Source organism: Lysinibacillus sp. GW821-FHT14F06 (assembly GCF_058803665.1).
In genome coordinates this window covers 201,502-223,312 of sequence record NZ_JBXAPF010000004.1, presented here as the reverse complement: position 1 = coordinate 223,312, position 21,811 = coordinate 201,502, and the positions used below count along the sequence as shown (strand labels likewise).

21 protein-coding genes and 1 pseudogene are annotated in these 21,811 nt (G+C 35.0%); 6 read left to right on the top strand and 16 right to left on the bottom strand.

From position 1 onward, the window contains the following. Positions 1–137 precede the first annotated feature (137 nt). The gene (locus AC1RNS_RS06020; protein WP_492991430.1) at positions 138–1,385 is read right to left on the bottom strand and encodes a DUF4179 domain-containing protein; all 1,248 of its coding nucleotides are present in this window, start codon (positions 1,383–1,385) and stop codon (positions 138–140) included. Then, the gene (locus tag AC1RNS_RS06015) at positions 1,382–1,882 is read right to left on the bottom strand and encodes a sigma-70 family RNA polymerase sigma factor (RefSeq protein ID WP_492991429.1); all 501 of its coding nucleotides are present in this window, start codon (positions 1,880–1,882) and stop codon (positions 1,382–1,384) included. Before AC1RNS_RS06015 ends, AC1RNS_RS06020 begins: the two co-directional genes overlap by 4 nt. Before the next feature lie 142 nt (positions 1,883–2,024). Here AC1RNS_RS06015 and AC1RNS_RS06010 point away from each other — a divergent pair. Both AC1RNS_RS06010 and AC1RNS_RS06005 read left to right on the top strand, forming a co-directional pair. After that, positions 2,025–2,640: pseudogene (locus AC1RNS_RS06010) on the top strand (manganese catalase family protein); the annotation flags it as partial. Between the two features lie 74 nt (positions 2,641–2,714). After that, complete coding sequence (locus AC1RNS_RS06005) at positions 2,715–2,993, top strand: gamma-type small acid-soluble spore protein (RefSeq protein ID WP_492991428.1); 279 nt, start codon at positions 2,715–2,717, stop codon at positions 2,991–2,993. 118 nt (positions 2,994–3,111) lie between these two features. Here the strand turns inward: AC1RNS_RS06005 and AC1RNS_RS06000 are convergent, their stop codons facing one another. From AC1RNS_RS06000 to AC1RNS_RS05960, 9 genes are all read right to left on the bottom strand, one after another. Then, positions 3,112–3,270 (bottom strand): hypothetical protein, encoded by a 159-nt coding sequence (locus AC1RNS_RS06000; protein WP_492991427.1) that lies wholly within the window; start codon positions 3,268–3,270, stop codon positions 3,112–3,114. A gap of 29 nt (positions 3,271–3,299) precedes the next feature. Continuing rightward, entirely contained in the window at positions 3,300–3,563 is a 264-nt protein-coding gene (locus AC1RNS_RS05995) for a histidine kinase (RefSeq protein WP_492991426.1), read from the bottom strand. A 205-nt stretch (positions 3,564–3,768) separates the two neighbouring features. Then, the gene (locus AC1RNS_RS05990; RefSeq protein ID WP_492991425.1) at positions 3,769–3,864 is read right to left on the bottom strand and encodes an Hsp33 family molecular chaperone HslO; all 96 of its coding nucleotides are present in this window, start codon (positions 3,862–3,864) and stop codon (positions 3,769–3,771) included. Positions 3,865–3,906: 42 nt separating this feature from the next. Then, positions 3,907–5,106, bottom strand: a complete 1,200-nt coding sequence (locus tag AC1RNS_RS05985; protein WP_492991424.1) for an MFS transporter — start codon at positions 5,104–5,106, stop codon at positions 3,907–3,909. Positions 5,107–5,235: 129 nt separating this feature from the next. Next, positions 5,236–5,802, bottom strand: a complete 567-nt coding sequence (locus tag AC1RNS_RS05980; protein WP_492991423.1) for a DUF4256 domain-containing protein — start codon at positions 5,800–5,802, stop codon at positions 5,236–5,238. Between the two features lie 384 nt (positions 5,803–6,186). After that, positions 6,187–7,002, bottom strand: coding sequence for an arsenite methyltransferase (locus tag AC1RNS_RS05975; protein WP_492991422.1), 816 nt, complete (start codon positions 7,000–7,002; stop codon positions 6,187–6,189). Continuing rightward, complete coding sequence (arsB, locus tag AC1RNS_RS05970) at positions 7,003–8,067, bottom strand: ACR3 family arsenite efflux transporter (protein WP_492991421.1); 1,065 nt, start codon at positions 8,065–8,067, stop codon at positions 7,003–7,005. Continuing rightward, positions 8,068–8,385: an ArsR/SmtB family transcription factor gene (locus AC1RNS_RS05965; protein ID WP_492991420.1), complete on the bottom strand. Its 318-nt coding sequence runs from the start codon at positions 8,383–8,385 to the stop codon at positions 8,068–8,070. A gap of 354 nt (positions 8,386–8,739) precedes the next feature. Further along, positions 8,740–10,161: an aminotransferase-like domain-containing protein gene (locus tag AC1RNS_RS05960; protein WP_492991419.1), complete on the bottom strand. Its 1,422-nt coding sequence runs from the start codon at positions 10,159–10,161 to the stop codon at positions 8,740–8,742. A 112-nt stretch (positions 10,162–10,273) separates the two neighbouring features. On the opposite strand from AC1RNS_RS05960, the gene AC1RNS_RS05955 reads away from it, so the two are divergent. The 3 genes from AC1RNS_RS05955 (at position 10,274) to AC1RNS_RS05945 (ending at position 14,008) form a co-directional block, all read left to right on the top strand. Continuing rightward, complete coding sequence (locus AC1RNS_RS05955) at positions 10,274–11,197, top strand: DMT family transporter (protein ID WP_492991418.1); 924 nt, start codon at positions 10,274–10,276, stop codon at positions 11,195–11,197. A gap of 285 nt (positions 11,198–11,482) precedes the next feature. Then, complete coding sequence (locus tag AC1RNS_RS05950) at positions 11,483–12,145, top strand: MBL fold metallo-hydrolase (protein ID WP_492991417.1); 663 nt, start codon at positions 11,483–11,485, stop codon at positions 12,143–12,145. Between the two features lie 948 nt (positions 12,146–13,093). Beyond that, entirely contained in the window at positions 13,094–14,008 is a 915-nt protein-coding gene (locus AC1RNS_RS05945; protein ID WP_492991416.1) for a C40 family peptidase, read from the top strand. Between the two features lie 67 nt (positions 14,009–14,075). On the opposite strand, the gene AC1RNS_RS05940 is transcribed toward AC1RNS_RS05945, so the two are convergent. From AC1RNS_RS05940 to AC1RNS_RS05930, 3 genes are all read right to left on the bottom strand, one after another. Then, on the bottom strand, positions 14,076–14,936 hold the full coding sequence (locus tag AC1RNS_RS05940) for an ornithine carbamoyltransferase (RefSeq protein WP_492991415.1): 861 nt from the start codon (positions 14,934–14,936) through the stop codon (positions 14,076–14,078). Between the two features lie 113 nt (positions 14,937–15,049). Beyond that, a complete protein-coding gene (locus AC1RNS_RS05935; RefSeq protein WP_492991414.1) occupies positions 15,050–15,757 on the bottom strand; it encodes a DNA alkylation repair protein in 708 nt (235 codons plus the stop codon). 265 nt (positions 15,758–16,022) lie between these two features. Beyond that, positions 16,023–17,438, bottom strand: coding sequence for a DHA2 family efflux MFS transporter permease subunit (locus AC1RNS_RS05930; RefSeq protein WP_492991413.1), 1,416 nt, complete (start codon positions 17,436–17,438; stop codon positions 16,023–16,025). A 163-nt stretch (positions 17,439–17,601) separates the two neighbouring features. Here AC1RNS_RS05930 and AC1RNS_RS05925 point away from each other — a divergent pair, with 163 nt between their 5' ends. Then, positions 17,602–18,141: a TetR/AcrR family transcriptional regulator gene (locus AC1RNS_RS05925; protein ID WP_492991412.1), complete on the top strand. Its 540-nt coding sequence runs from the start codon at positions 17,602–17,604 to the stop codon at positions 18,139–18,141. Between the two features lie 145 nt (positions 18,142–18,286). Here AC1RNS_RS05925 and AC1RNS_RS05920 read toward each other — a convergent pair whose 3' ends face one another. Beyond that, a complete protein-coding gene (locus AC1RNS_RS05920; RefSeq protein WP_492991411.1) occupies positions 18,287–19,792 on the bottom strand; it encodes a DHA2 family efflux MFS transporter permease subunit in 1,506 nt (501 codons plus the stop codon). Positions 19,793–20,144: 352 nt separating this feature from the next. Beyond that, the gene (locus AC1RNS_RS05915; protein WP_492991410.1) at positions 20,145–21,641 is read right to left on the bottom strand and encodes an ATP-binding cassette domain-containing protein; all 1,497 of its coding nucleotides are present in this window, start codon (positions 21,639–21,641) and stop codon (positions 20,145–20,147) included. Between the last annotated feature and the right edge of the window lie 170 nt (positions 21,642–21,811).

The following is a 21,811-nucleotide window of genomic DNA, read 5'->3' as shown; positions in this document are numbered from 1 at the left end:
TGCTGTAGCCTGTGACGACACTGCGCCTGCAGACTGTCGCACTTAAAGGGATAGTCAGATAAACTCCCCCAATCATAACTAATCTATACTATTAAAAAAGATGTTCAAAAAGGCTCTCCTTTTTGAACATCTTTACTTTATTGTAGTGGAATCTTCAGTTCTATATTCTTTCCAATAGGATTGAAGAAATAGTTGATATATATTTTTGCTTTGCCATCATAATCCTCAAATTGCGTCGTTTCAATATTGTACTGTTCATCTTGTGAAACAGTGATACCTTTAACGTCTAACTCCGTACCATCTTCTTTTACAGCATCAGTTAGCAATACAAATCTACTTTCAGCCTGTTTATTAATAGCAACTGATACATCTTGTTGCGTTACGGAAATGTCCATATCGAAATAATCGGGCTTCGTAAGTACTTCTTTTGTGCCAAAATCAACTTCGATAAAATCCTTACCCTTTGGAACGGCATGAACAGCTCCAATTATAATTTTGAGTGCATCAGGATTATAGAAATAATTGCTCTCCAAATATAGCGTAAATTTGCCGTCACGAATATTTTTGGATATTGGTCGATGTCTACTGCTTTCTCTTCGCTCTCCATCTTGCATCTCGACCGCAATATCATCAAACGATAATATTTCCATCGTATTCGCTTTGTCTACTTCAATATCGAGAGCCATTTCTAATGGGGAACGACGAATTTGTGTAATCGTAAATTTCTGACCATCAACATTTACAGTACGATTTAGAGTGAAAATTTTCTCCTTTGCGATTTCATTTTGTAGTGTAAACGGTACCGTAATTTCAATGTTCCCCTTATCTTTATCATTAAAATGAAAAACTGCTTTAAAATCTTTTGAAATATACGCGAAAGACTCTAAAAAATCAAATTCTACTGAAGAAGAGATGTGCGTTTGATTTCTTATGCTTTGAAATGAACCATTACCAATAATTTCGTCCCCTTGGAACAACTGAATTTCCTCTAGGTTTAATTTCGGACTATCATATGAGGCATCGGCGTCATAGAAAAGTACTAATCCAGTACGATCTGCTATCACGCCTTGCAATGTAAGCGATAGACCCTTTTTAGACTTCGTCACATTGATTTCTTCATAGTATGCATTGTCGACAATATCTTGTATCCCTTTATCTCTTGCAACCGCTGATACAAGTACTTCAAAGCCAGGTATTTTTGCGACTTGGCTAGCAATGGTAGGAGAAACGCGAATTGAAAATAAAAAGCTTAGGCAAAACAAAGAAACTATTGCAACCGAAAAAATGCGCTTCTTTGTTCTTTTTTCTCGTTGAACTTTACGAAACATATCCATCCGAATTTGTTGAAGTTTCTCCTTTGGAACATCAATAGGTAGTTTACTCATAGCCAGTCCTCCTTTTCTCCAGCGAAGTTTCTAAGCTTCTTTAGTATGTGATGAAGCTTAGACTTTACAGTACCCTCAGGAATTTGATTTAGCTCTGCAATTTCTTTGTTTCTTAGTTGCTGAAAATATTTCATATAGACGAGTTGCTGCTCTGACAAGGATAAATGTTCCAATAACTTCTCTATATCAGAGTAGATGACCCAATCAACTAGATGATGTTCCTCAATTGAAACGGTTGGTTGGCGTTTTCGTAAATGGTCTTTACAACAATTGATTAAGACGCGCACGAGCCATGTTCTGGCATATTCGTGCTGTTGAACGGTATGCATTTTTTTCAGTGCCTTGTAAACCAGCTCCTGCATCACGTCTAAAGCGTCTTGCTCATTTTTCAAGTATGTAAAAGCCATGCGATATAAAATTTCTTCATCCATTTCAATAAGAGAAAGTATCGCTTGATGATCCCCACGAATAGCACGCTGTACGATTTCAAATTCCATCCATTTCGCCTCCTTCCTTAATTAGACTCAACGTTGCTCCGTTTCGTTCAAAAATTTTAAAATTATTTAGGAAGCCGTCATAAAAAATATAAACTTCAGGAAACATATGACGATTAGATGTAGCTGTTGGATTATTTGCATGTATCATGACTTACTTCGAGGCGTTTTCTTAGAGGAAATGGGGTACGTAGAATAAGTACAAACAAAATTAACCAATTCTAAATGATTCTATGGAATACTCTGAATCTGGCTATAATTGTATGAGCAAAGCACCTTTAGATGATGCTGTTAGACATCAAATCCACATCATTGTATTGTAGGAGTACAATCGTCTTTACTTGTTGATGCTGCAGGAAATCGTTGGAATGGCTTGAGGGTGTATGCACATGGAAACCTCATCGTAGATTTATTAGATAATTTAGTTCTTGAGTTAACTGGTGTACTTCAAAGAACAAGCATTTATAAAATGAGCTGTAATCATACATTAGGTAAAGCATTAGAAACCTAAGACGTAGATTGGAGCAAACTATTCCCTGTACCAAACTACGATATCAATAAATATCCTGAGTGTAGGAAGTTCGTTGAAATAGGCTATCATGCTCAATTTAACTTTAGATTAGATCGAACATGTAACGGTGAAATCTAAAAAAGAACAAACTCCAAGTAGCAATGGCGGAGGACTAAATGAGACTCCTACACCACCAGAAGGATTCCTAGTACCAGTTGTATCCAATTTACATCTAAGCTGTATCATGTGAAAAAGATTTGGTATATAAAAATTTACATACTAAAAGCACCTTCTGGACAAACTAATTTCAGGAGGTGATTTTCAATGGCTAACAACAATCAAAATTTAAACTCAAATATTCCCAATGCAACACCAAATGCAATGAACGAAGAATTTGGAAATGAGACTGATGTTAATCAAATTAGACAACAAATTCAACAAGCGGAAGCTAACAAAAAATTTGCTTCTGGTTCACTAAACTCCATGAATGAAGAATTCGGGACCGAGACTGATGTTAATCAAATTAGACAACAAATCCAACAAGCAGAGGCTAACAAAAAATTTGCTTCTGGTCGATTTGCAAACGAAAACAATACAAAATAATTTTACTACCACCCCCAACCGGCAATCTTTTTTGTCGGTTTTTCCCAATTCACTCATCTTACCCTAACTTAGGTTAACCCTGCATTCGCTTCAACGGTGTAGCCATCCTGCACAGTGATTAAAATTCAATGGCTACCTTTCTACTTAAATTGATTTCTCCTATAGCTTTTCTAGCTGTAGTTCTTGGACCAAAGCCAGGCTGAATGGTAATTTGATTTTTATATTCTCCAAGTATCCTCTGACAAGCTTCATCATTTTTGGCTAGTGAGAATTTCATTTTGCAATCTTCTTGCAAAACGCACCTGGTTATTGCTCAAATAGATATAATATTGGAAGCAAAATTAAGCCTAATAGAAAAAGCATTGGAATCGAGGAAACAATTAAAGCAAAAATTCGTAATTTACCCTTTTGGCTAAAAAATGCAGTTAGAAATGATGCTACAATTAATGAAATGACCACAATGTCCCCAATTTCCGAGGTTCCATTCACTACGATTGGTGTAATAAAAGCAAATATAATGAACAAAGTAAACAATAACAATGAAATAATACTCAAATATCTTTTTATCACAATTACTCCCCCTCTTCTCTCTTTTCTACAATTGACTATATTTAACATAAAAAGTTTCCTTTTGTTAAATTAAACTTCATTTTTAGTTTAGTACGTTTCTCTACAATTTGAAAATCACCTCACCACTAAGAAATCAATAGAGGTAAGATGATTTTGATCAAACTTTATAATATTTTATAAATAACACATAATTAAGCTGCTGTTTCTAACATTGCTTCAAATCAATCGTATCTTGGATTTCTTCATTAGCTAGGCTTTTTAGTGCATTTGTAAATCGATTTTTTGAGCATTGGCATTTCACATCAAATAACTAGATTTTTGTTTTATGCATTAAAAGCTACAATTATACTCTCTCATTATTGAGTTCGTAACGTTTGTATTTGACCATCGAGAAAATTCCTAGAATAGGTCCAATTGCTAAAATTGAAAAACCCCACTCCCAACCAAGGAGCTTCTGAATAATAGGGATGAGATTGATAGAAAATATAGTAATTAGGAAACCAATGCACATTTGAAAAGTTAGTGCTGTACCTACATATTCAACTTCTGCTATTTCTGAAACTGCTGCAGAAAATTGGGCGGAATCGGATATGACAGACATCCCCCAAATCATAGAAATGATTAGTGTGAACCAAATAGATTGTCCAAATGTAAAGCCTATTACTATAGAACAGCTAGCACTGATTATCATAGAAATAATCGTTAAATTGGCTCTTCCGATTTTATCTGAGATCAGTCCACCTACCACACACCCTATCCCTCCTGCAATTCCTATTGAAATAAATGACGATAATGCAATGAACCAATGCGGAGTTTCTGAAGAATAGGTTAAAAAACTAGCTGTCAAAAAAGCGGGAAGCCATGTCCACATCGCGTATAATTCCCACATATGGCCGAAATAGCCGTAGTTTGCAAGCATTACTGGTTTATTCACTACTACCTTTTTTATTAATTGAAACGAGAAAGGCACTTTTTGTGATATTACTGGAGCATCGTCTAAAATAGTAGTGATGATAATAGCTGATAATAGAGCCAAAACTGAACTACAAACTATCACGAATTTCCAACTTAATGAAGAAAAGAACATCACAACAAAGTGGGGTAATGATGAGCCTAATGTTAAAGCTGCTATTAAAATTCCAATTGCCAAACCACGTTTTTGGGGAAACCATTGGGATAAAATCTTTACAGCTATTGGGTATACACCAGCAAGGGTTATGCCAGTTAAAATCCTTAATAGAATACCAAAGAAGCTGGAATTGACTAGAATGAGTAGGGCATTCAATATTGCACCTAGAAATGCTGATATTGCAAAAACTTTTCTTGGATTAAAGCGATCAGCAATCCCAAAGTATGAACTAAATAATGCTCCTATTACAAATCCAATAGGAACAGATGCAGAAAGCCATGCTTCCGAATTTGAGCTCAGATTCCAAATTGTAATTAACTCAGGCGCAATCACTGATGCACTATACCATAAGCTTAAAGCACATAATTCTGATAAACCTATCCATAACAATGCTCTCCAAGAACCTCGAACCATCATATCCCCCCTTGAAGAATAAATTCTTTTGATTCATTTTTTGGAGCACTTATATTGTTGAAAAATGGAATATAATCCTTTGCTTAGATAAGCCATTTTAAACTTTGCATTTATCTGTCTATATTAAATTTAGACCTTTAGTGAGCCACGGAAGCCCCTAGCCGCATAGTAGGAATCTGCTCCATTATGGTATACAAAGACAGTGTCGTAACGATAATCACAAAATATGGCCCCACCGAGATTTCTAATATTTTCAGGTGTTTGGACCCAGCTAGACGTTTTCATATCGAAGTTTTCAAGTTTCTGCAACTCCCGGTATTGTTCTTCTGTTAAAAGTTCTATGCCCATGGCAGTTGCCATATCAATAGCATTATTTTCTGGTTTGTGTTTTTTCCTTGACTCCAATGCTTCACGATCATAACAAACACTTCTGCGTCCTTTAGGACTTTCCACTGAACAATCATAAAAAATGTATTCGTCCGTCTTATTATCATGGCCAACTACATCTGGTTCTCCACCAGTTACTTCCATTTCATTGAGTGACCATAGTTTTTCAGTATTTGCTTCAAGCCTAGCTTGTATTTTAGCCCATTCAAGTCCTTTATGGCGATTCATGTTTTTCTCAAAACGGGCTTCCAAAGTTCTTAGTAGTTCCTCTCGTTGTTCTAGTGACAACTCCATCTTGCTCTTTGTCATGTAATTTCCCCCTTATTGTTTTTCCTCATAAAATTCCGATAGCAAAAGAAAATTCTAGTTTTTTCAGTTACCTCTCTTCAATATTACATTATTTTATTTTGGAGATTCAGTGTTTTCTTTAAAAATAATAAATTTCTATGATGAACGTACATGAGAACAACTAAAAATCAATTCATCAATACAGAAACTTTCCTTTTTATAATAATTTTAATCAATTCCTACTATTATTAATCACAATAAATTTGTTCTGAAATGCTTCACATTTTTAAAATACGAATAAGGGATTATGGATTTAATACTAAAAAACTCCTCTTCTTGACCCTTTGCCTACTATAAAATTTATTAAGATTCTAGTTAATTCTGTTTTCAAATTTTCAATTTATGTTACTCATTTGTTTTTTTAACAGCCTGAATAATAGCTGAGACAATATAATTTTCTAAATCATAATGAGGTTCCCATTCACGAATAAATTCTTTTGACTCATCTTTTAGTATGATTGTGATATTTGTAAAGCCTGCATCTTTTAATAGTGCCTCGTACTCTTCAATCGAAATGGCACCAGAGACACAGCCCGAATATAGATTCATATCTGATAAATAACTCTCTGGTAAGGCTACCGTTAACACTACATCTGAAATTGCTAAACGACCGTCTGTTTTTAAAATACGGTAGGCCTCTTTAAATACCTGAGGTTTGTTTGGCGATAGATTGATCACACAATTTGAAATGATAATATCAGCGGTATGATCTGCAACAGGCATATGCTCAATTTCACCTAAACGAAATTCTACTTGTTCATATCCAGGCTTTTCCGCATTACGACGTGCCTTGAAAATCATTTCAGGTGTCATATCAATGCCAATTACCCGACCGTCTTTCCCTACCTTTTGGGCAGCCAAGAAGCAATCGAAGCCACCACCTGACCCTAAATCAACAACAATTTCTCCAGGCTTCAAGTCCGCGATAGCTTGTGGATTGCCACAGCTAAGCCCCATATTAGCCCCGTTTGGGATAGAAGCTAGTTCCTCTTTTGTATAGCCCATTTTTTGCGAAATCTCTTCAATGGAAACATTTTTATTCTCTTTTGGATTACAGCAGCTAGGAGCTGGCGTACAGCATCCCTGTGTACTTTCTAATTTCAATGCTACCTTCGTATAACTTTCACGTACATTTGCACGAATATCATCTTCTCTTTTCATTTAAAAACCTCCCTTAATGGTTTTAAAATATTTTTTCTGCCAGCGTAATGCAACCCATACAAGTCCAATGAGTACTGGTACTTCAACAAGAGGTCCAATAACAGCAGCAAAAGCCACACCACTGTGGAGTCCAAAAACACCTACAGCTACTGCAATGGCTAACTCAAAATTGTTACTAGCTGCTGTAAAAGATAGGGCTGCTGTAACAGGATAAGATGCACCTGCTTTACGAGAAGAGAAGAATGAAACAGCGAACATCACCACAAAGTAAATAAATAATGGAATAGCAATTCGTATTACATCGAGTGGTAGTTCAACTAATTGCTCACCCTTTAATGCAAACATCATCACAATTGTGAATAGAAGTGCTATTAAAGTAAGTGGTGAAATTTTTGGTAAAAACTTTTCCTCATACCACTGTTTTCCTTTTGTTTTCATACTGATCCATCGTGTGAGGAACCCAGCAGCAAATGGTATGCCTAAGTAAATAAGTACACTCTTGGTAATCTCCCACATGGAGATGGATACATTAATTTTCTCTAAACCAAACCAACCAGGTAATATATTTAAGAAAAAGTAAGCAAAAATCGAATACGTCACGATTTGAAAAATGGAGTTAAAAGCAACTAAACCAGCTACATATTCACGGTCTCCACGAGCCAGATCATTCCATACAATCACCATTGCAATACAGCGAGCTAATCCAATCATGATGAGCCCAGCCATATACTCTGGATAATCACGTAAGAAGATGATCGCTAAAAAGAACATCAAAAATGGTCCAAGTAACCAGTTTTGAAAAAGTGAAAGTAGAAGCACCTTCCAATCCTTAAACACTCGCCACATTTCCTCATATTTCACTTTCGCCAATGGTGGATACATCATCACAATTAACCCTATAGCAATCGGTATCGATGTTGTGCCAATAGACATGGACTCTAATGCTTCACCAATATCGGGCATGATGACACTTAATAAAACCCCTATTCCCATTGAAAGGAATATCCAAAGCGTGAGGTAACGATCTAGAAAAGATAGCTGTTTAGTTAAGGGTTCATTATTCATTTATTTCTCTCCTTCATGGCAACAATCAGAAACACAATTACACCCATTTAAAGGCTGAATTTGGTCTAAAATCCCCTTCATCAGTGGGGTTTGATCTTCCACTAGACGATAATGCTTCCAAGTCCCTACTTTTCGCTCAGTAATAATGCCTGCCTCCTTTAATTTTCGTAGATGCTGACTAACTGCGGGTTGTGAAATGCCTAGAACATCTACAAAATCACATACACATACCTCCCCATGTTTCATACATGCAAGTAATTTAATGCGATTTAAGTCAGCTGCTGCTTTTAATTGTTTTTCAATGAGTATATTGTCCATGTTCTTCCTCCATTTATATAATCATTTACTTATATACGATTTAAAAAAACACCACATAGTATTGTTTGTTAAATATGTATATAACTATATACTTATATTATGAGCCGGAAATCAAAATTGCAATAGGAAATTAATTTTAATGATAATACCAATTAGCTACTTAATGTACCAGACTTCCTGTAAGTTAGCAAATCAGGTTAAATATATCATTGACAGCTATTCAAACCCATCTCAGAAAAGGTTTAAGGTATGATTTATCCCCTCCTCTCAAGCTATAAGTTTTGTTTCTGACAGTAAATAAGTTATCTAAAAGTATCATTCAGAAAAAATATTGGGATTTGTCTTTGCCTCCCCTCACTTATAAAGAGATTGTGCCACTGCAACTAACCTTTTTACCCCTTCCCTTAGTTGTTTTTCATTTACATAAGAATAGCTTAAACGCATCCAGGATGATAGTTGTTTTAATGGATCACAAACTTGACCTGGCACAAAGGATATAGATTGCTCGATACTTTTGGTTAATAATAATTCAGTTGGAAGTGTATCTGGGAGCTGCACCCATAAATTAAGACCACCTTTCGGACTGATCCATTTCCAATCTGTTACTGCTAGCTCTTTCTCCATGATTTCCTTTCGGATCTGTAGGGCAATCCGAATTTTCTCCAAGTGCTGCTGCAATCTTAGTGATGAAAAGTAATGGAGAAAAATTTTTTGATTGAGAAGCGGTGAACCATTATCAGCTAACGATTTTACTGCTAGTAGTGAATTCATTAATGATGATGATTGACAAATAACAGCCGCAATTCTCAAACCAGGTGAGATATATTTGCAAAAGCTCCGGATATAAATGACTGTCCCAGTAGTATCATATGTGTAAATTGGTGGTGGCGGGGCATGATCAAAATAGATGTCGTGATAGGCATCGTCCTCAATTAATAGACATCGATACTGTTCAGCTAATTCTACTAATTTTTTGCGCTGCTCGACTGAAACAGTATAACCAGTCGGGTTATGGAATGTGGGATTGAGATAAAATAGGCGTGGCTTGTATTGTTTAATATAGTATTCAACCTGCTCTAAATCGTACCCGTCTGGATGGATATCAATCGTTACAATCTGTGCTCCCTGTGCTTTAAAAATATCAATCGCAGCACTATAGCTTGGACGTTCGAATAAAACGACATCTCTTGGCTTAATAAAGGTTTGAGCGATTAAGTGAATCGCTTGCTGTGAGCCAGAAGTGATTAACAGATCGTCTGCACCCAGATGAGTTTTATACTGATTGATAAAATATTGAGTGAGTGTTTCACGTAGCTCTAAATCACCTTGCACAGTTGAGTAGGTTGCAAGTACTTTTGGATAAAGATCAAACACTTTCTTCACGTAATCTGAAAAATAATGATTAGGCAAAAGATTTGGATCAATTAACGCCTGAGAAAAATGATAGGAAACAGGTAATTGATGGATTTCAGATAAATGATTATTCTGTACGTATGCAGAAATAATTGGATTGTCCAGATCTAGATATTCAAGGTTTTTCGTCACATTTGATTGGACAAAATAGCCTGCTTTATCTTTTACATAAACTTTGTCATGCTGTTTCAGTAATTGATAAGCCTTTAAGACAGTTAATCGATGAACATTCATTTCAGATGCTAATTGCCGAACGGAGGGAATTTTTTCATGTTCTTTCCATTCTTTACATTCTATTCTGTGAAGTACATAATCGTATACTTTCTTAAAAAGATAGTCCCCATTTTGAATCGCTTTGCTCACATCAATTCCTCCTATTCAAAACGATTGTACCATGATCCATCTAATCTGTTCTATCTTTTTCAATCTGTTCTACTGTCTGTCTTTTATGATAGAAAAAGAGGAGGAGTTTTATATGGTTATTATTAATTATTTCTTTATGTGTTTGATTTTTGGAACGACATTTTTAGCGATTAAAATTGGTGTTGATGCAGGCGTGCCCCCATTTTTATCAGCTGGACTTCGTTTTTTCATTGCTGGTTTGCTGCTATTTAGTTTTATGGTTTGGAGAGAAAAAACGACAATAGGGTTACTATTTCGGAAAGAGATGTTTTTTACAGGAATAGGTTTAACCTTTGGGACGTTTGCCACATTATACTGGGCAGAACAATATGTGACATCAGGGGTCGCAGCTGTCTTATCTGCTACAGGTCCAATGATGATTATCGTTATTCAGACATTCATCTTGAAGCAAAAAGGAAATCGGAAATCATTTATTGGTTGTGTCGTCGGAGTCATTGGTGTCACGCTCTTGATCTTACCTAGTTTTTCAATTGAGATTAGTCCCTTCTGGATGGTTGGTTGTTTCGCGATTATATTGGGTGAAGTTTTTTACGCATCTGGAACGATTTATACCAAGTATGTCATCCGAAAATTTGAAACGACATCACCGATTGCTTTAAATGCAGCGCAAATGATGCATGGTGGGATTTTATTAATCATTTTGTCACTTTTTACCGAGAGCATTCAGCTTGAGTATCTTTTAAGCCCAGCTTCAATTGGCTCTCTACTTTATTTAACTATTATTGGTTCAATGATTGGGCATAGCATTTATTATTGGCTTGTTTCACGGACAAATCCTATTTTTCCTTCTACATGGCTGTATATCTCACCATTAATTGCCGTTATACTAGGTGTTACCTTCTATCATGAATATATTTCTTGGGTAACAAGCATAGGAACTTTGACGATTATTGTAGGAACGGTTTTAGTCAATTTCGAAACATTACAGAAGCTGTTTTGGGGGAAGAAGACTGTTCTTCAGGATATTAAAAATTAATCTGCTAGATTTTGTTCTGGTAAATTATGTGAGTTTAATATTAAATAGGATAGCATAAAATCTCGGAATTGGACCAGATTGTCAAAGGACAGCAGTAACTTTTATGAAGCAAGTCAATGTTAATAGCATGTTTATGCTATTCAATTAATTTGTGGTTAGTGTGTTAATGAGTAATTAGTGTACTACGTAATTTATTATATTACGTACTAAATAAGCTTTATTCTTTCGACTTTCTTATATAACTAATTATATCAATAAAATTTAATTTTAAAGGAGACTAAAATTATGGAAATTTCTAAGGGAGTAGAGATGCTTCAGCTTGATTTTCACGGAAATATTATTCATCCCACTCTTTTATGGGATCAAGAAATGGCTGTATTAATAGACACTGGGTTTCCTAGTCAATTTGAAGATTTACGCGCAGCAATGGAAAAGGTAGGAGTGTCGTTTGACAAACTAAAGGTTATCATTTTGACGCATCAGGATATAGATCATATAGGTAGCCTTCCTGAGATATTACAGGAGTGTGGAAGGCATATTAAAGTTTATGCTCACGAACTAGATAAGCCCTATATTCAAGGAGACTTACCTCTTTTGAAAGATGGGCACATAGAGAATCCACCAAAGGGAAAAGTGAATGATACCTTGATTGACGGTCAAGAACTGCCGTATTGTGGCGGAATTCGTGTCATTCATACTCCGGGGCATACTCCAGGCCATATTAGTCTCTATTTGAAACAAAGTAAAACACTGATTGCCGGGGATTCGATGTACAGTGTCAACGGAATAATTGAGGGAATTCATGTCCCAACCGTACTGGATTTAAAAGAGGCTCAACTCTCTTTGAAGAAATACCTAGACCTCGACATTGAATCTGTGGTTTGTTACCATGGGGGATTAAGTATGATAAATATTAATGATCAGATACAAAAAGTAATTTCATATTAAGTTAAGGGGTATTCAATAATGAAAAATGGCGAGACAAGACCTAGATGGTTAATGATTCAACTAATTCGTCGTCTTGAAACTACCTTATTCTGCTTTACCAGTTCTTTTTTATTTTACGTGTCTTGTAATTATTACGGCTTTGTTTGAAGATGACATAAATAGCCACTTGTAACTTGGCTTCTTGTGCTGGTTTTTAATCCAATGATCCATTGCAGATGGTGTAATATCATACTCTCTCGCAATATCTGCATGAGAATTAAAATAGAGGTTTAATCTACACTATTCATAGATTAAACCTCTATTCTTATTTTACATCTTAATAGCAACAGCCTTTTTTAAAAAAAGGATTACTTTATCGCATCGGTTTATCTTCATTCAGCAAAAGTTGTTTGTATCGAAAGCATAGTGGCAGATGTTTTATGCACGTAAGCGTAGCGGCAGCGGCAGATGTTTTATGCGCGTAAGCGTAGCAGCAGCAGATACAGAAGACTCCCCCCTTTACAGCTGGTGAGATGAATGCAGTTTTGGTTCCTTTTCAGTGGGCGTCCAAGTTCTTTGATAAAAACAGTATGTTCTTTTTCTTGGTGTATCCAAAATTCGGCTTCATCCTCTTTTTAATTTCTTCTACATCTCTTTCTAAGAGGCTCTCCCCCATGATTTTTCATAAATAATTGTAAAATATGTTGACCTATAAACATATGAAACTTATTCATCTAAAGTTGGAGGAAATATAAAAAATAAACCATATTTCCCTGTATATCTATTTATTTCATATATTTTTAGTAAATTTACCCATGATTATTGCAGATATTTTACACAGATAAAATTAAGGTTTCAAATTCACTATGAAGGAATAATCAGTAATATTAATGAAAAATCATACTTATATTTTTCATGTTATTCTTACTCTAGTCAAAAGCAAAAGCTATTTGAAAGGAGTAAATTTAATTGAAGAAAAAATGGTTACTACCAATTTTTGCTTCCTTTGCACTCTTTACAGGAATGGGTATAAATGACGCAAAAGCAGCGACAATAACAGATTTATCGAATACAGCAAAAGCATATATTGGCACTCCCTATAAATATGGAGGTACAGATATTAAGACAGGTGTAGATTGCTCAGCATATACACAATTGGTTTTTTCTAAGTTAGGAATTTCATTAGAACGTACATCAAAAGCTCAGTATCAACAAGGTTCTTCTATATCAAAAGACAATTTACAGACGGGTGATCTTGTATTTTTTAATACATCAGGAGACGGTGTTTCACATGTTGGAATATACATAGGTGATAGCAATTTTATCTCTGCAACTACAAGTTCTGGGGTTAAAATAGATAAAATTAATGACCCATACTACTGGGGATCTCGTTACATAGGGGCAAAACGTATTGCAAGCTTCTCTGAAAATGACAATGGTGAAGTAAAAAACGCAGAAATAGACTTTAGTATTTATGCGTCACGCGGAGAGGTTGCTCTTCGATTAGCTGAAATATTACATTTAGATACAAGTGATACAAATTCAAGTTTCCCTGATGTTAAACCATCATCTAAATATGCAGGTGCTGCTGGAGCATTAAAGAAAATTGGCGTCTTTACTGGTGATGAAAATGGAAAATTTAATCCAAGCTCCTCTATTACACGTGGTCAATTATCAAAAGTTTTAGTGGAAGCTTTTAAACTAAAACAACAAGGAAATGCACAGGAATTCGCAGATGTTCTCAGTACACATTGGGCCTCTAATTATGTAGCTATACTTTCTTCTAATAAAATTACAGTAGGTAAGGGGGATGGTACTTTTGGGGTAAATGATAATGTAACATTGGTTCAATTAGATACTTTTATCCAACGATTAGACAAATAATTTATAAAATGGCGACTCATGTATGAATGAGACGCCATTTCCTTTAGTATTATACTTTCTAATTTGTTTATAATTTTAAACTTGTTACTCCCATACAATATAAAATGATTGCTTGTTGCACATAAATCAAGTTCTTTTTAAATTGATATCCAACAAAATAATCTGATGCAATAGCGTCCTCACTAACCTCTTCATTCCTAAAAAATGGAGGACAAGGGTTTAAAATTGCATGTGGTTTAGCATCTTTCATTCTCTCTAAAGTAATTTGATAGTTATTTATATAATCATCTGTCCTTAAATCTTCTGGTAATGAATCCGTCAATATTACATCACTTGTTACTAATACATTGTCTAGCTCTGTAAAAAATTTATAATTAGGGGAATCCTTACATATTTCGTATCCAGATTTACAAACATGTTTGAATTTTAGGTTCATTACTTTTGCAATACTCACCCATGATTTTGAGATATTACTTGCAGGTCCAACGAATGTATATACTAAATCTTTGGGATTTTCCTTTAACTCACTTATAGAATAGAAGTCAGCTAATATTTCACAAGGATGATTTTGAGTCGTCATAGCATTTATTATGGGTATAGATGAATAGGTTGATAATTCGTAGATTTTAGAGAAATCAGTATGTCTTACAATGACACCGTCCACCCAATTTTCGATATAATTAATAACATCTTCTAATGCCTCTCGTTTATCAAGACTTTCTGGAGGAAATAAAATACACTCTCCCCCAAAATCTTTTATCCCTTTCTCAAAGGTAATTCTCGTTCTAATACTCGATGCAGGAAAAAATAACACAAAAGTTTTTCCTTTTAAAGGTTTTATCCCTTTGTTTTTTATAAGCTGATCTGTTAAATGAAAAATCTCGGTTATTTGAGATTCTGACAAATCATCGATACTTAGTAAGTTCAAAATAATCCTCCCTACTTCAATCTTTTTGTATAATTATACATATTTAATAATTGTTATGCAATGAAGTTCTATAAGAAAAAACCTCCAAAGAGAAAAAATGGAGGCTTCTTTATTCAACATCTTACATATTTACGTTTGAAACCCAGTCTCCCCTTATCTACTTCTTTCTGTATACTTTCGTATGCGTGTAGAATAGTGCTTTTTTTCTTGTCTCGTTTGAGTTCAACTGGACCTACTGCTTTGGCAATTTCGAGCGCTAAACCATGTAGTGGCACATATGAAATCCCAACAGTGTATAGAAAATTATTCATAGCTGATTTCGTTCGCTCTGGAGCATCGTGAATCGTATTTTTCACTATTTCAAGCATGCTGGCAATTTTATTCTCTGAGAATTCAACATCTGAGCGATTTCCTAAAAGCCAACAATAGCAGCTCCAGCCAGCTGACATTCTTAGCTCTTCCCCACTAACAATCCATTTATCTGCAACTTCTTGCGCAATATCTGCTTCTGCCAATGTTACTGCTACCACGTAATCAGATAGCATATAAAAATATGCCGAATCCATCCAACGATTAAAATCTGACGCAGTCATGGCTTTTGGATCTGCAATAATGCCTGCAAAGTACATCGCATCGTAGTTGCCTGAGGCATAAAGCTCTTCTGCTAAAGCTTGATCAATTTTTATTTTCTTTGCTATCGGCTTCATTGCACCTGTTGCCACGCCAAAAAGTGGTTCATGTGCACCATTGGACATATACATTTTTTTAGTCCGTTCCTTACCGAGGGCTTCAAGCTCTTGCATAATCATTTCTACATTCATCTTTTAGCACTTCCTTTTTTATGATTATCCTTAGTGCCTCATTCTTACTAAAATGAGCGTTAGGATGAACTCGTCAACATCTTCGCCACATGCTTTATCCCCTTTATTTTAAAGAAGATATTTTCTGACTTCAATGAATTTGTAGATTCTAAATCCTTTCTCTAATTCAATAAGACTTCTTGTCCTCGAGTAAATTTTCCATTTATTATTTCAATATTTATAAAGTCAGTACTAATTGTCCTGAATTAAAAATACACTTGCTGTTTCATCCTTTTTTAGATGGAACAAATAACGTTAAAACAAATGCAATAATTGCTAAGATGGTCATGAAGTAATAAGCATCACTTGAACCTAATATTGAAGCAAGTGTGCGGATAGTTTCAACCGCAGCATTTGGTGTTTCAACAAGCAATGTTTTCGCATGATTTGTCGTTTGTGCTGTAAAAATGGTAATGACTACAGCAGCTCCAATTGCACCTGAAATTTGGCGCAAGGTATTATTGACTGCTGTACCATGTGTTACAAGTGTTTTCGGTAATGCATTCAAACCAGCTGTGTTCAATGGCATTGTGATAAAGCTTAATCCAATACGTAGGAAAATAGTGCGTAGCATTAAAAAGCTAAAGGAAGTTGTTTCCGATAAATCTGTAACTACCCACATGGAAGGAATAATAAAAATCAAACCGATAATAAATAATGGCCTTGCGCCAAAGCGATCATACATTTTTCCTGTAACAGGTGACATAAAGGCATTTACGAGAGCACCAGGTAATAATAATAAACCAGCGTCTAATGCAGTGAATCCTCTACCGTTTTGTAAATAAATTGGTAATAAAATCATATCCGCGTACATCATCATTGTGACAATCATATTGATGGTAGACGTTAACGTGAATACTTTATTTTGAAAAACAGATAAGTTTAGAAGCGGATCACTGGATTTAATTTGTCGAAGGCAGAATATAGCTATTGTCACAATTCCCACAATTATAGAAACGATGACGACTTTATCATCCCAACCATGGCTTCCTGCATTACTAAAACCATATAAAATAAGACCAAAGCCAATGGTTGATAAAATAACACTTACTATATCTAGCTTAATTTTTGCTGTTTCTGAGACATTGATTAAATATTTCCATGCCATAAAAATGATTATTACAACAAAGGGGATGAGTCCGATAAATAACCAACGCCATGAATAATAGTCGATAATAAAGCCTGCAAATGTTGGTGCTATTGCTGGAGCGAAAATCATGGCAAGACCTATTAAACCCATCATACTACCTCTTCTTTCTGGTGGGAAAATAAACATTACGATACTCATTAGCAAGGGCATAATAATTCCTGCTCCAATCGCTTGAATCATACGACCAATTAATAAAGTGGCGAAGTTTGGTGCTACTGCACAAAAAATAGAGCCTATTAATAAAAATAGCATGGAGCTGATAAATAATTGGCGTGTAGAAAAGCGTTTCATTAAATAGGCAGTGATAGGGACTAGCACCCCGTTTACCAACATAAAGCCAGTCGATAACCACTGAACAGTTGTAGCAGAAACAGAAAATACAGCCATTAAATTACTTAAGGCAACGTTTAACAGTGTTTGATTTAATGTAGATAAAAAACATCCTAAAATTAAGACTGTTAATAATACTTTTTTATTGATTGATTCTGACATTACATAATTCCTCTTTCTACTTGTTTTATTAACACCGTGTCAATAAAATAGATAATAACATTTTAATTTTTTGATGCCTATTTACAATTTCTCAAGAAGTGTTAATTAAACAACAGATTTAAAACAACTATTAATGAAGTTTATATTTAATAGATAAAGGAGAATGAAATTGACCACACATAAAAAACAAGATCCACGAGCTATTCGCTCAAAACGGGTGTTTAAAGAAGCTGTTGTAGAAATATTAATTGAAGACCCGGATATTTCAAAACTGACTGTACAAAAGATTGCTAAGCGTGCTGAGCTAAATCGAGCAACTTTTTATTTACATTTTATAGATATAAATGATTTATTAAAGCAGGTAGTTTACGACATTTTCGACGACCTGTCGTTAAAATTATCTCCAACATTACAAATTGATGATATTAGTAACCAAGAGCAATTAATGACGTTTTTAGATTATTTTTATAAGCATCGAAAGATTTTAGCTGTTCTCTTTGAACACCCTGGTTTCAAAAGAAAATTTCATATGATGTTAACGGATTTGATTGTCATTCGTCGTGACAGGATTTCTGCGGAAATAACCTTATCAATGGATATTCTCGCATCTTCAGTACTGGGAATTATTATGTGGTGGCTTAAAGATGGGATTCATTTTAGCTCTGAATATATCGCTGATCAAATTATTGAGCTATATCGATAATTATTCATATACCAACAAAAAACGTTCATCATTTTTAGATGAACGTTTTTACGTATTTATTCTATCATTCAATTGATTTATGTTAGTGTACTAAAGAATGGTATTACTTCACTTCAATACCCCTTTTTTTAGACTAACAATTTTTCTATTCCCCTTGAACGTCTATCCCTTGATTAGGTTTGACTCTTTTAATAAAGAAAGCAAGAATAAGAGCAATCACAGTAATCAATGTTGAAATAAAGAAGGTAATATTAATACCATGTAGCATCGCTTCATTCATAATTTGTTGTTGTACTTCTGCTGCAGCCTGTGTAGATGATTGAGTTGCATTGGCACTCATATTGTTCATTGCTTTAGCAGCTAATTCCTCTGCTTTTACAGTTGTTATATTGTTCATGACGGTAATCAAAACCGCGGAACCTATAGCACCAGATACCTGCTGTAGTGTATTGTTCATCGCTGTTCCATGTGGATTATTATAGGCTGGTAACTGATTTAGACCATTCGTCATTACTGGCATCATGACCATTGACATCCCAAACATACGTAAAGTATAGAGCAGAACAAGAGTAGAATAAGCAGTATGCAAACCGATTTTGCTAAAGTAATAAGTTGTTATAATGGTAATGATCAATCCAATTACGGCCAAGGTTCTTGCACCATATTTATCAAAGAGTTTTCCGGTAATTGGAGACATAATTCCCATGACAATAGCGCCTGGAAGCATTAACAAGCCAGAATCCATTGGTGAAATTCCACGAATGGTTTGGACATAAATTGGCATTAGGATCATGGCTGAGAACATTGCAACCGAAATAACGATTGAAATGGTCGTTGATAAGGCGAACATTGGATATTTGAAAATACGAAACTCAAGCATGGGCTCATCCATTCGTAATTGACGAAGGATAAAGGTAATTAAAGCTAGTGCACCAATAATAATCGTACCGTAGACGAGTATATTATCCCATCCTTTTTCCCCTGCTGAGCTGAAGCCATAAAGCAAGCCACCAAATCCAATACTAGATAATACAAGAGACAGTACATCCAGCTTTATAGGACGTTGTGGTGTGACATTCTTTAATTTAAACGCTGCAAAAATTAAGGTTAAAATGGCAATTGGCAGTACAAGATCAAATAACATTCTCCAGCTATAATGCTCGATCAACCAACCAGAAAGTGTCGGTCCAATCGCTGGAGCTGTAATCATTACAAGACCAAACATCCCCATTGCCGCCCCTCGTTTTTCAACTGGAAATGCAGTTAGCATAACATTCATTAATAACGGCATCATAATTGCAGATCCTGCAGCTTGAATCATACGAGCCCCTAATAACACGCCAAATGTAGGTGCAATACTAGCTAAAAATGTTCCCAAAGTAAACAAGGCCATTGCGATAATAAATAGCTTTTTATCAGTAAAGCGTTGAATGAAGAACGCACTTGCAGGTATTAAAATCCCATTAATCAGCATATAGCCTGTTGAAAGCCATTGTACTGCAGTGGCATTGACCTTGAATTCTTCCATAATAGCTGGAAGAGCAATATTTAGTAATGTTTCATTCAAAATAGCAACAAATGCCCCGATAAATAAAATGGCAATCATGCCGTATGGCGGTTTTGTCTGAACAGAAATTGTTTTCTCTGACATGTAGTTTCAGTCCTACTTTCTTTCTCTTTTTCAGTTACATTCACATCTAAATAAAACTTTTCGATTGCCTTTTTAGATTTGAGCTACTTCACCAATGTGCTGAGTAGTCTTTTCCCCCAATCCGTTGTAGTGCCCCTTGTGATTTCATAGCAACCACCCCTTTAAATAAAAATGTTGACGAAAGAATAGAATGTATTGTATAATTAGAATAGGGATAATACGCGTTTTATAAATTATACAATGTCTATCCATATAAATTTATCATAAGACATTTTTTATTTCAATGTGTTCTACATAATTTTTTGCAAAAAAAGTCGATTCCTTCACTACAGGAGCTCGACTTTTTCTTTGCCTATTTTTTCGTTAATCCTTCACTAGTTAATTCATAAATGGTTGATGCTACTTCTTTTAGGTAGCGTCGATCATGTGAAACACTAATAATGGCTCCACCATATTGTGCTAAAGCCTGACACAGAACAGGCGTTGTCAAAGGGCTGAAATTTCTCGTTGGTTCATCTAATATCAATATTTCGCAACCATCCATAATCATTTTTAACAACAGTAGCTTTGCTTTTTGACCCCCACTCAAATGTCCAATTGTCTGCTGCATTTCATCACTAGTAAATTTCATACTGCCCAAAAGTGTGAAAGCTTTTGTCATGGCTTCCTTATCACCACTTATCTCTAGAAAACTAATGGGTGATTGAGCTGGGTCCAATAGATCCTCATAATTTTGTGGCATGTATCCTATCTTTAATGAAGAATATTCTTTTATCTTCTCCATAATTATTTTTAATAATGTTGATTTTCCTACTCCATTTTCCCCAATAATTGCTACTTTTTCTGGTCCAATAATAGATAACGTTATATTTTGGGAAAGTTGTTTATTTGCTATTTCAAGCGTTTCTAATGATAGCTCTAGAATTTTTTTATGTCGATGAACATGTATAGAGGAATCAAAGCTAAATTCGCTTGCCTCCTCTACAGTAGGTATCTCTAAAAAATCCTCTGTAGCTTTGTCCATACGTTTCTTTTGATTTTTTAATGATTTTATTTTCTTTTGTAATCTGGGGTCTGAGCGAGACACATTTTGATGCTGATGCTCAGCCTTATTCCATACCTCATGCCACCTACTAATCTGTTTTTTATAATCAGATGCTTGCTTTCTCGCCATCTGTTCTTGCTTTTGCAAATTGTTTTCTCGATGAAAAAGGTACGTTTCATAAGGCTCTCTTGTAAAGGTGTATTTAGGTATTTGCTTGCGATTGGTAAGCTCAATATGAATAATTGCGTTTGCCGTATTATTTATAAATGTTTCATCATGTGATACAAAAATAACAGGTATCGATGTTTGCAGAATAAATGTTTCCAGCCATTCGATTGTGTCTATGTCCAAATCATTTGTCGGTTCATCTAATAAAAGAATATCAGGACTCATGGCGAGTAGCTTTAAAAAACGATACTTAAATCGCTCCCCTCCCGAAAAATCACCTATCTTTTTATCTGAAACAAATGAATCAATTCTAAAATCATCCATTGCCTTTAACAATTCTTTGTTCCAATTGTTTTCTGAAAATAACTCAGTGATGGTCAACTTTTTTTCTTGAGCCGATAGTTCCTGTGATAGATATCCGAGTGAATAATCATTTTTAAGAATTTTTCCTTCATAAGTACAATAATCAACAATCAATTGATCATTGTAAATGCATTTTAATAATGTACTTTTGCCATTGCCCTCCTCCCCTATTATGACAATCTTATCTCCTTTTTGGGTACTCAGCTGAAGATGTTCTATTAACGTTCGATTATCTTTTATCGTTTTGATGGTAAGATTGTGTATTTCTATCATGTAATTTCCCCTTCCTTTTTCATGATGTAACTGTTTAATGTTAGTTGTTCATATCCATCACCCTAAAATTTGATAAAAGCAAAAAAAGATGCCTCTGTTTATAAACAGAAGCATCTTCTCGCACAACGAAAAAGTTTTCACCCTATGTGTAAAATCATAGAGTGGTAGAA

Excerpts from the sequence above, each read along its gene's own strand:
- AC1RNS_RS06020 (WP_492991430.1), bottom strand. The coding sequence starts at position 1,385 with ATGAGTAAACTACCTATTGATGTTCCAAAGGAGAAACTTCAACAAATT.
- AC1RNS_RS05915 (WP_492991410.1), bottom strand. The coding sequence starts at position 21,641 with ATGATAGAAATACACAATCTTACCATCAAAACGATAAAAGATAATCGA.
- arsB (WP_492991421.1), bottom strand. The coding sequence starts at position 8,067 with ATGAATAATGAACCCTTAACTAAACAGCTATCTTTTCTAGATCGTTAC.
- AC1RNS_RS05965 (WP_492991420.1), bottom strand. The coding sequence starts at position 8,385 with ATGGACAATATACTCATTGAAAAACAATTAAAAGCAGCAGCTGACTTA.
- AC1RNS_RS05930 (WP_492991413.1), bottom strand. The coding sequence starts at position 17,438 with ATGTCAGAATCAATCAATAAAAAAGTATTATTAACAGTCTTAATTTTA.
- AC1RNS_RS05950 (WP_492991417.1), top strand. The coding sequence starts at position 11,483 with ATGGAAATTTCTAAGGGAGTAGAGATGCTTCAGCTTGATTTTCACGGA.
- AC1RNS_RS05985 (WP_492991424.1), bottom strand. The coding sequence starts at position 5,106 with ATGGTTCGAGGTTCTTGGAGAGCATTGTTATGGATAGGTTTATCAGAA.
- AC1RNS_RS05975 (WP_492991422.1), bottom strand. The coding sequence starts at position 7,002 with ATGAAAAGAGAAGATGATATTCGTGCAAATGTACGTGAAAGTTATACG.
- AC1RNS_RS05955 (WP_492991418.1), top strand. The coding sequence starts at position 10,274 with ATGGTTATTATTAATTATTTCTTTATGTGTTTGATTTTTGGAACGACA.
- AC1RNS_RS06005 (WP_492991428.1), top strand. The coding sequence starts at position 2,715 with ATGGCTAACAACAATCAAAATTTAAACTCAAATATTCCCAATGCAACA.
- AC1RNS_RS05920 (WP_492991411.1), bottom strand. The coding sequence starts at position 19,792 with ATGTCAGAGAAAACAATTTCTGTTCAGACAAAACCGCCATACGGCATG.
- AC1RNS_RS06000 (WP_492991427.1), bottom strand. The coding sequence starts at position 3,270 with ATGAAATTCTCACTAGCCAAAAATGATGAAGCTTGTCAGAGGATACTT.
- AC1RNS_RS05925 (WP_492991412.1), top strand. The coding sequence starts at position 17,602 with ATGAAATTGACCACACATAAAAAACAAGATCCACGAGCTATTCGCTCA.
- AC1RNS_RS05980 (WP_492991423.1), bottom strand. The coding sequence starts at position 5,802 with ATGACAAAGAGCAAGATGGAGTTGTCACTAGAACAACGAGAGGAACTA.
- AC1RNS_RS05935 (WP_492991414.1), bottom strand. The coding sequence starts at position 15,757 with ATGAATGTAGAAATGATTATGCAAGAGCTTGAAGCCCTCGGTAAGGAA.
- AC1RNS_RS06015 (WP_492991429.1), bottom strand. The coding sequence starts at position 1,882 with ATGGAATTTGAAATCGTACAGCGTGCTATTCGTGGGGATCATCAAGCG.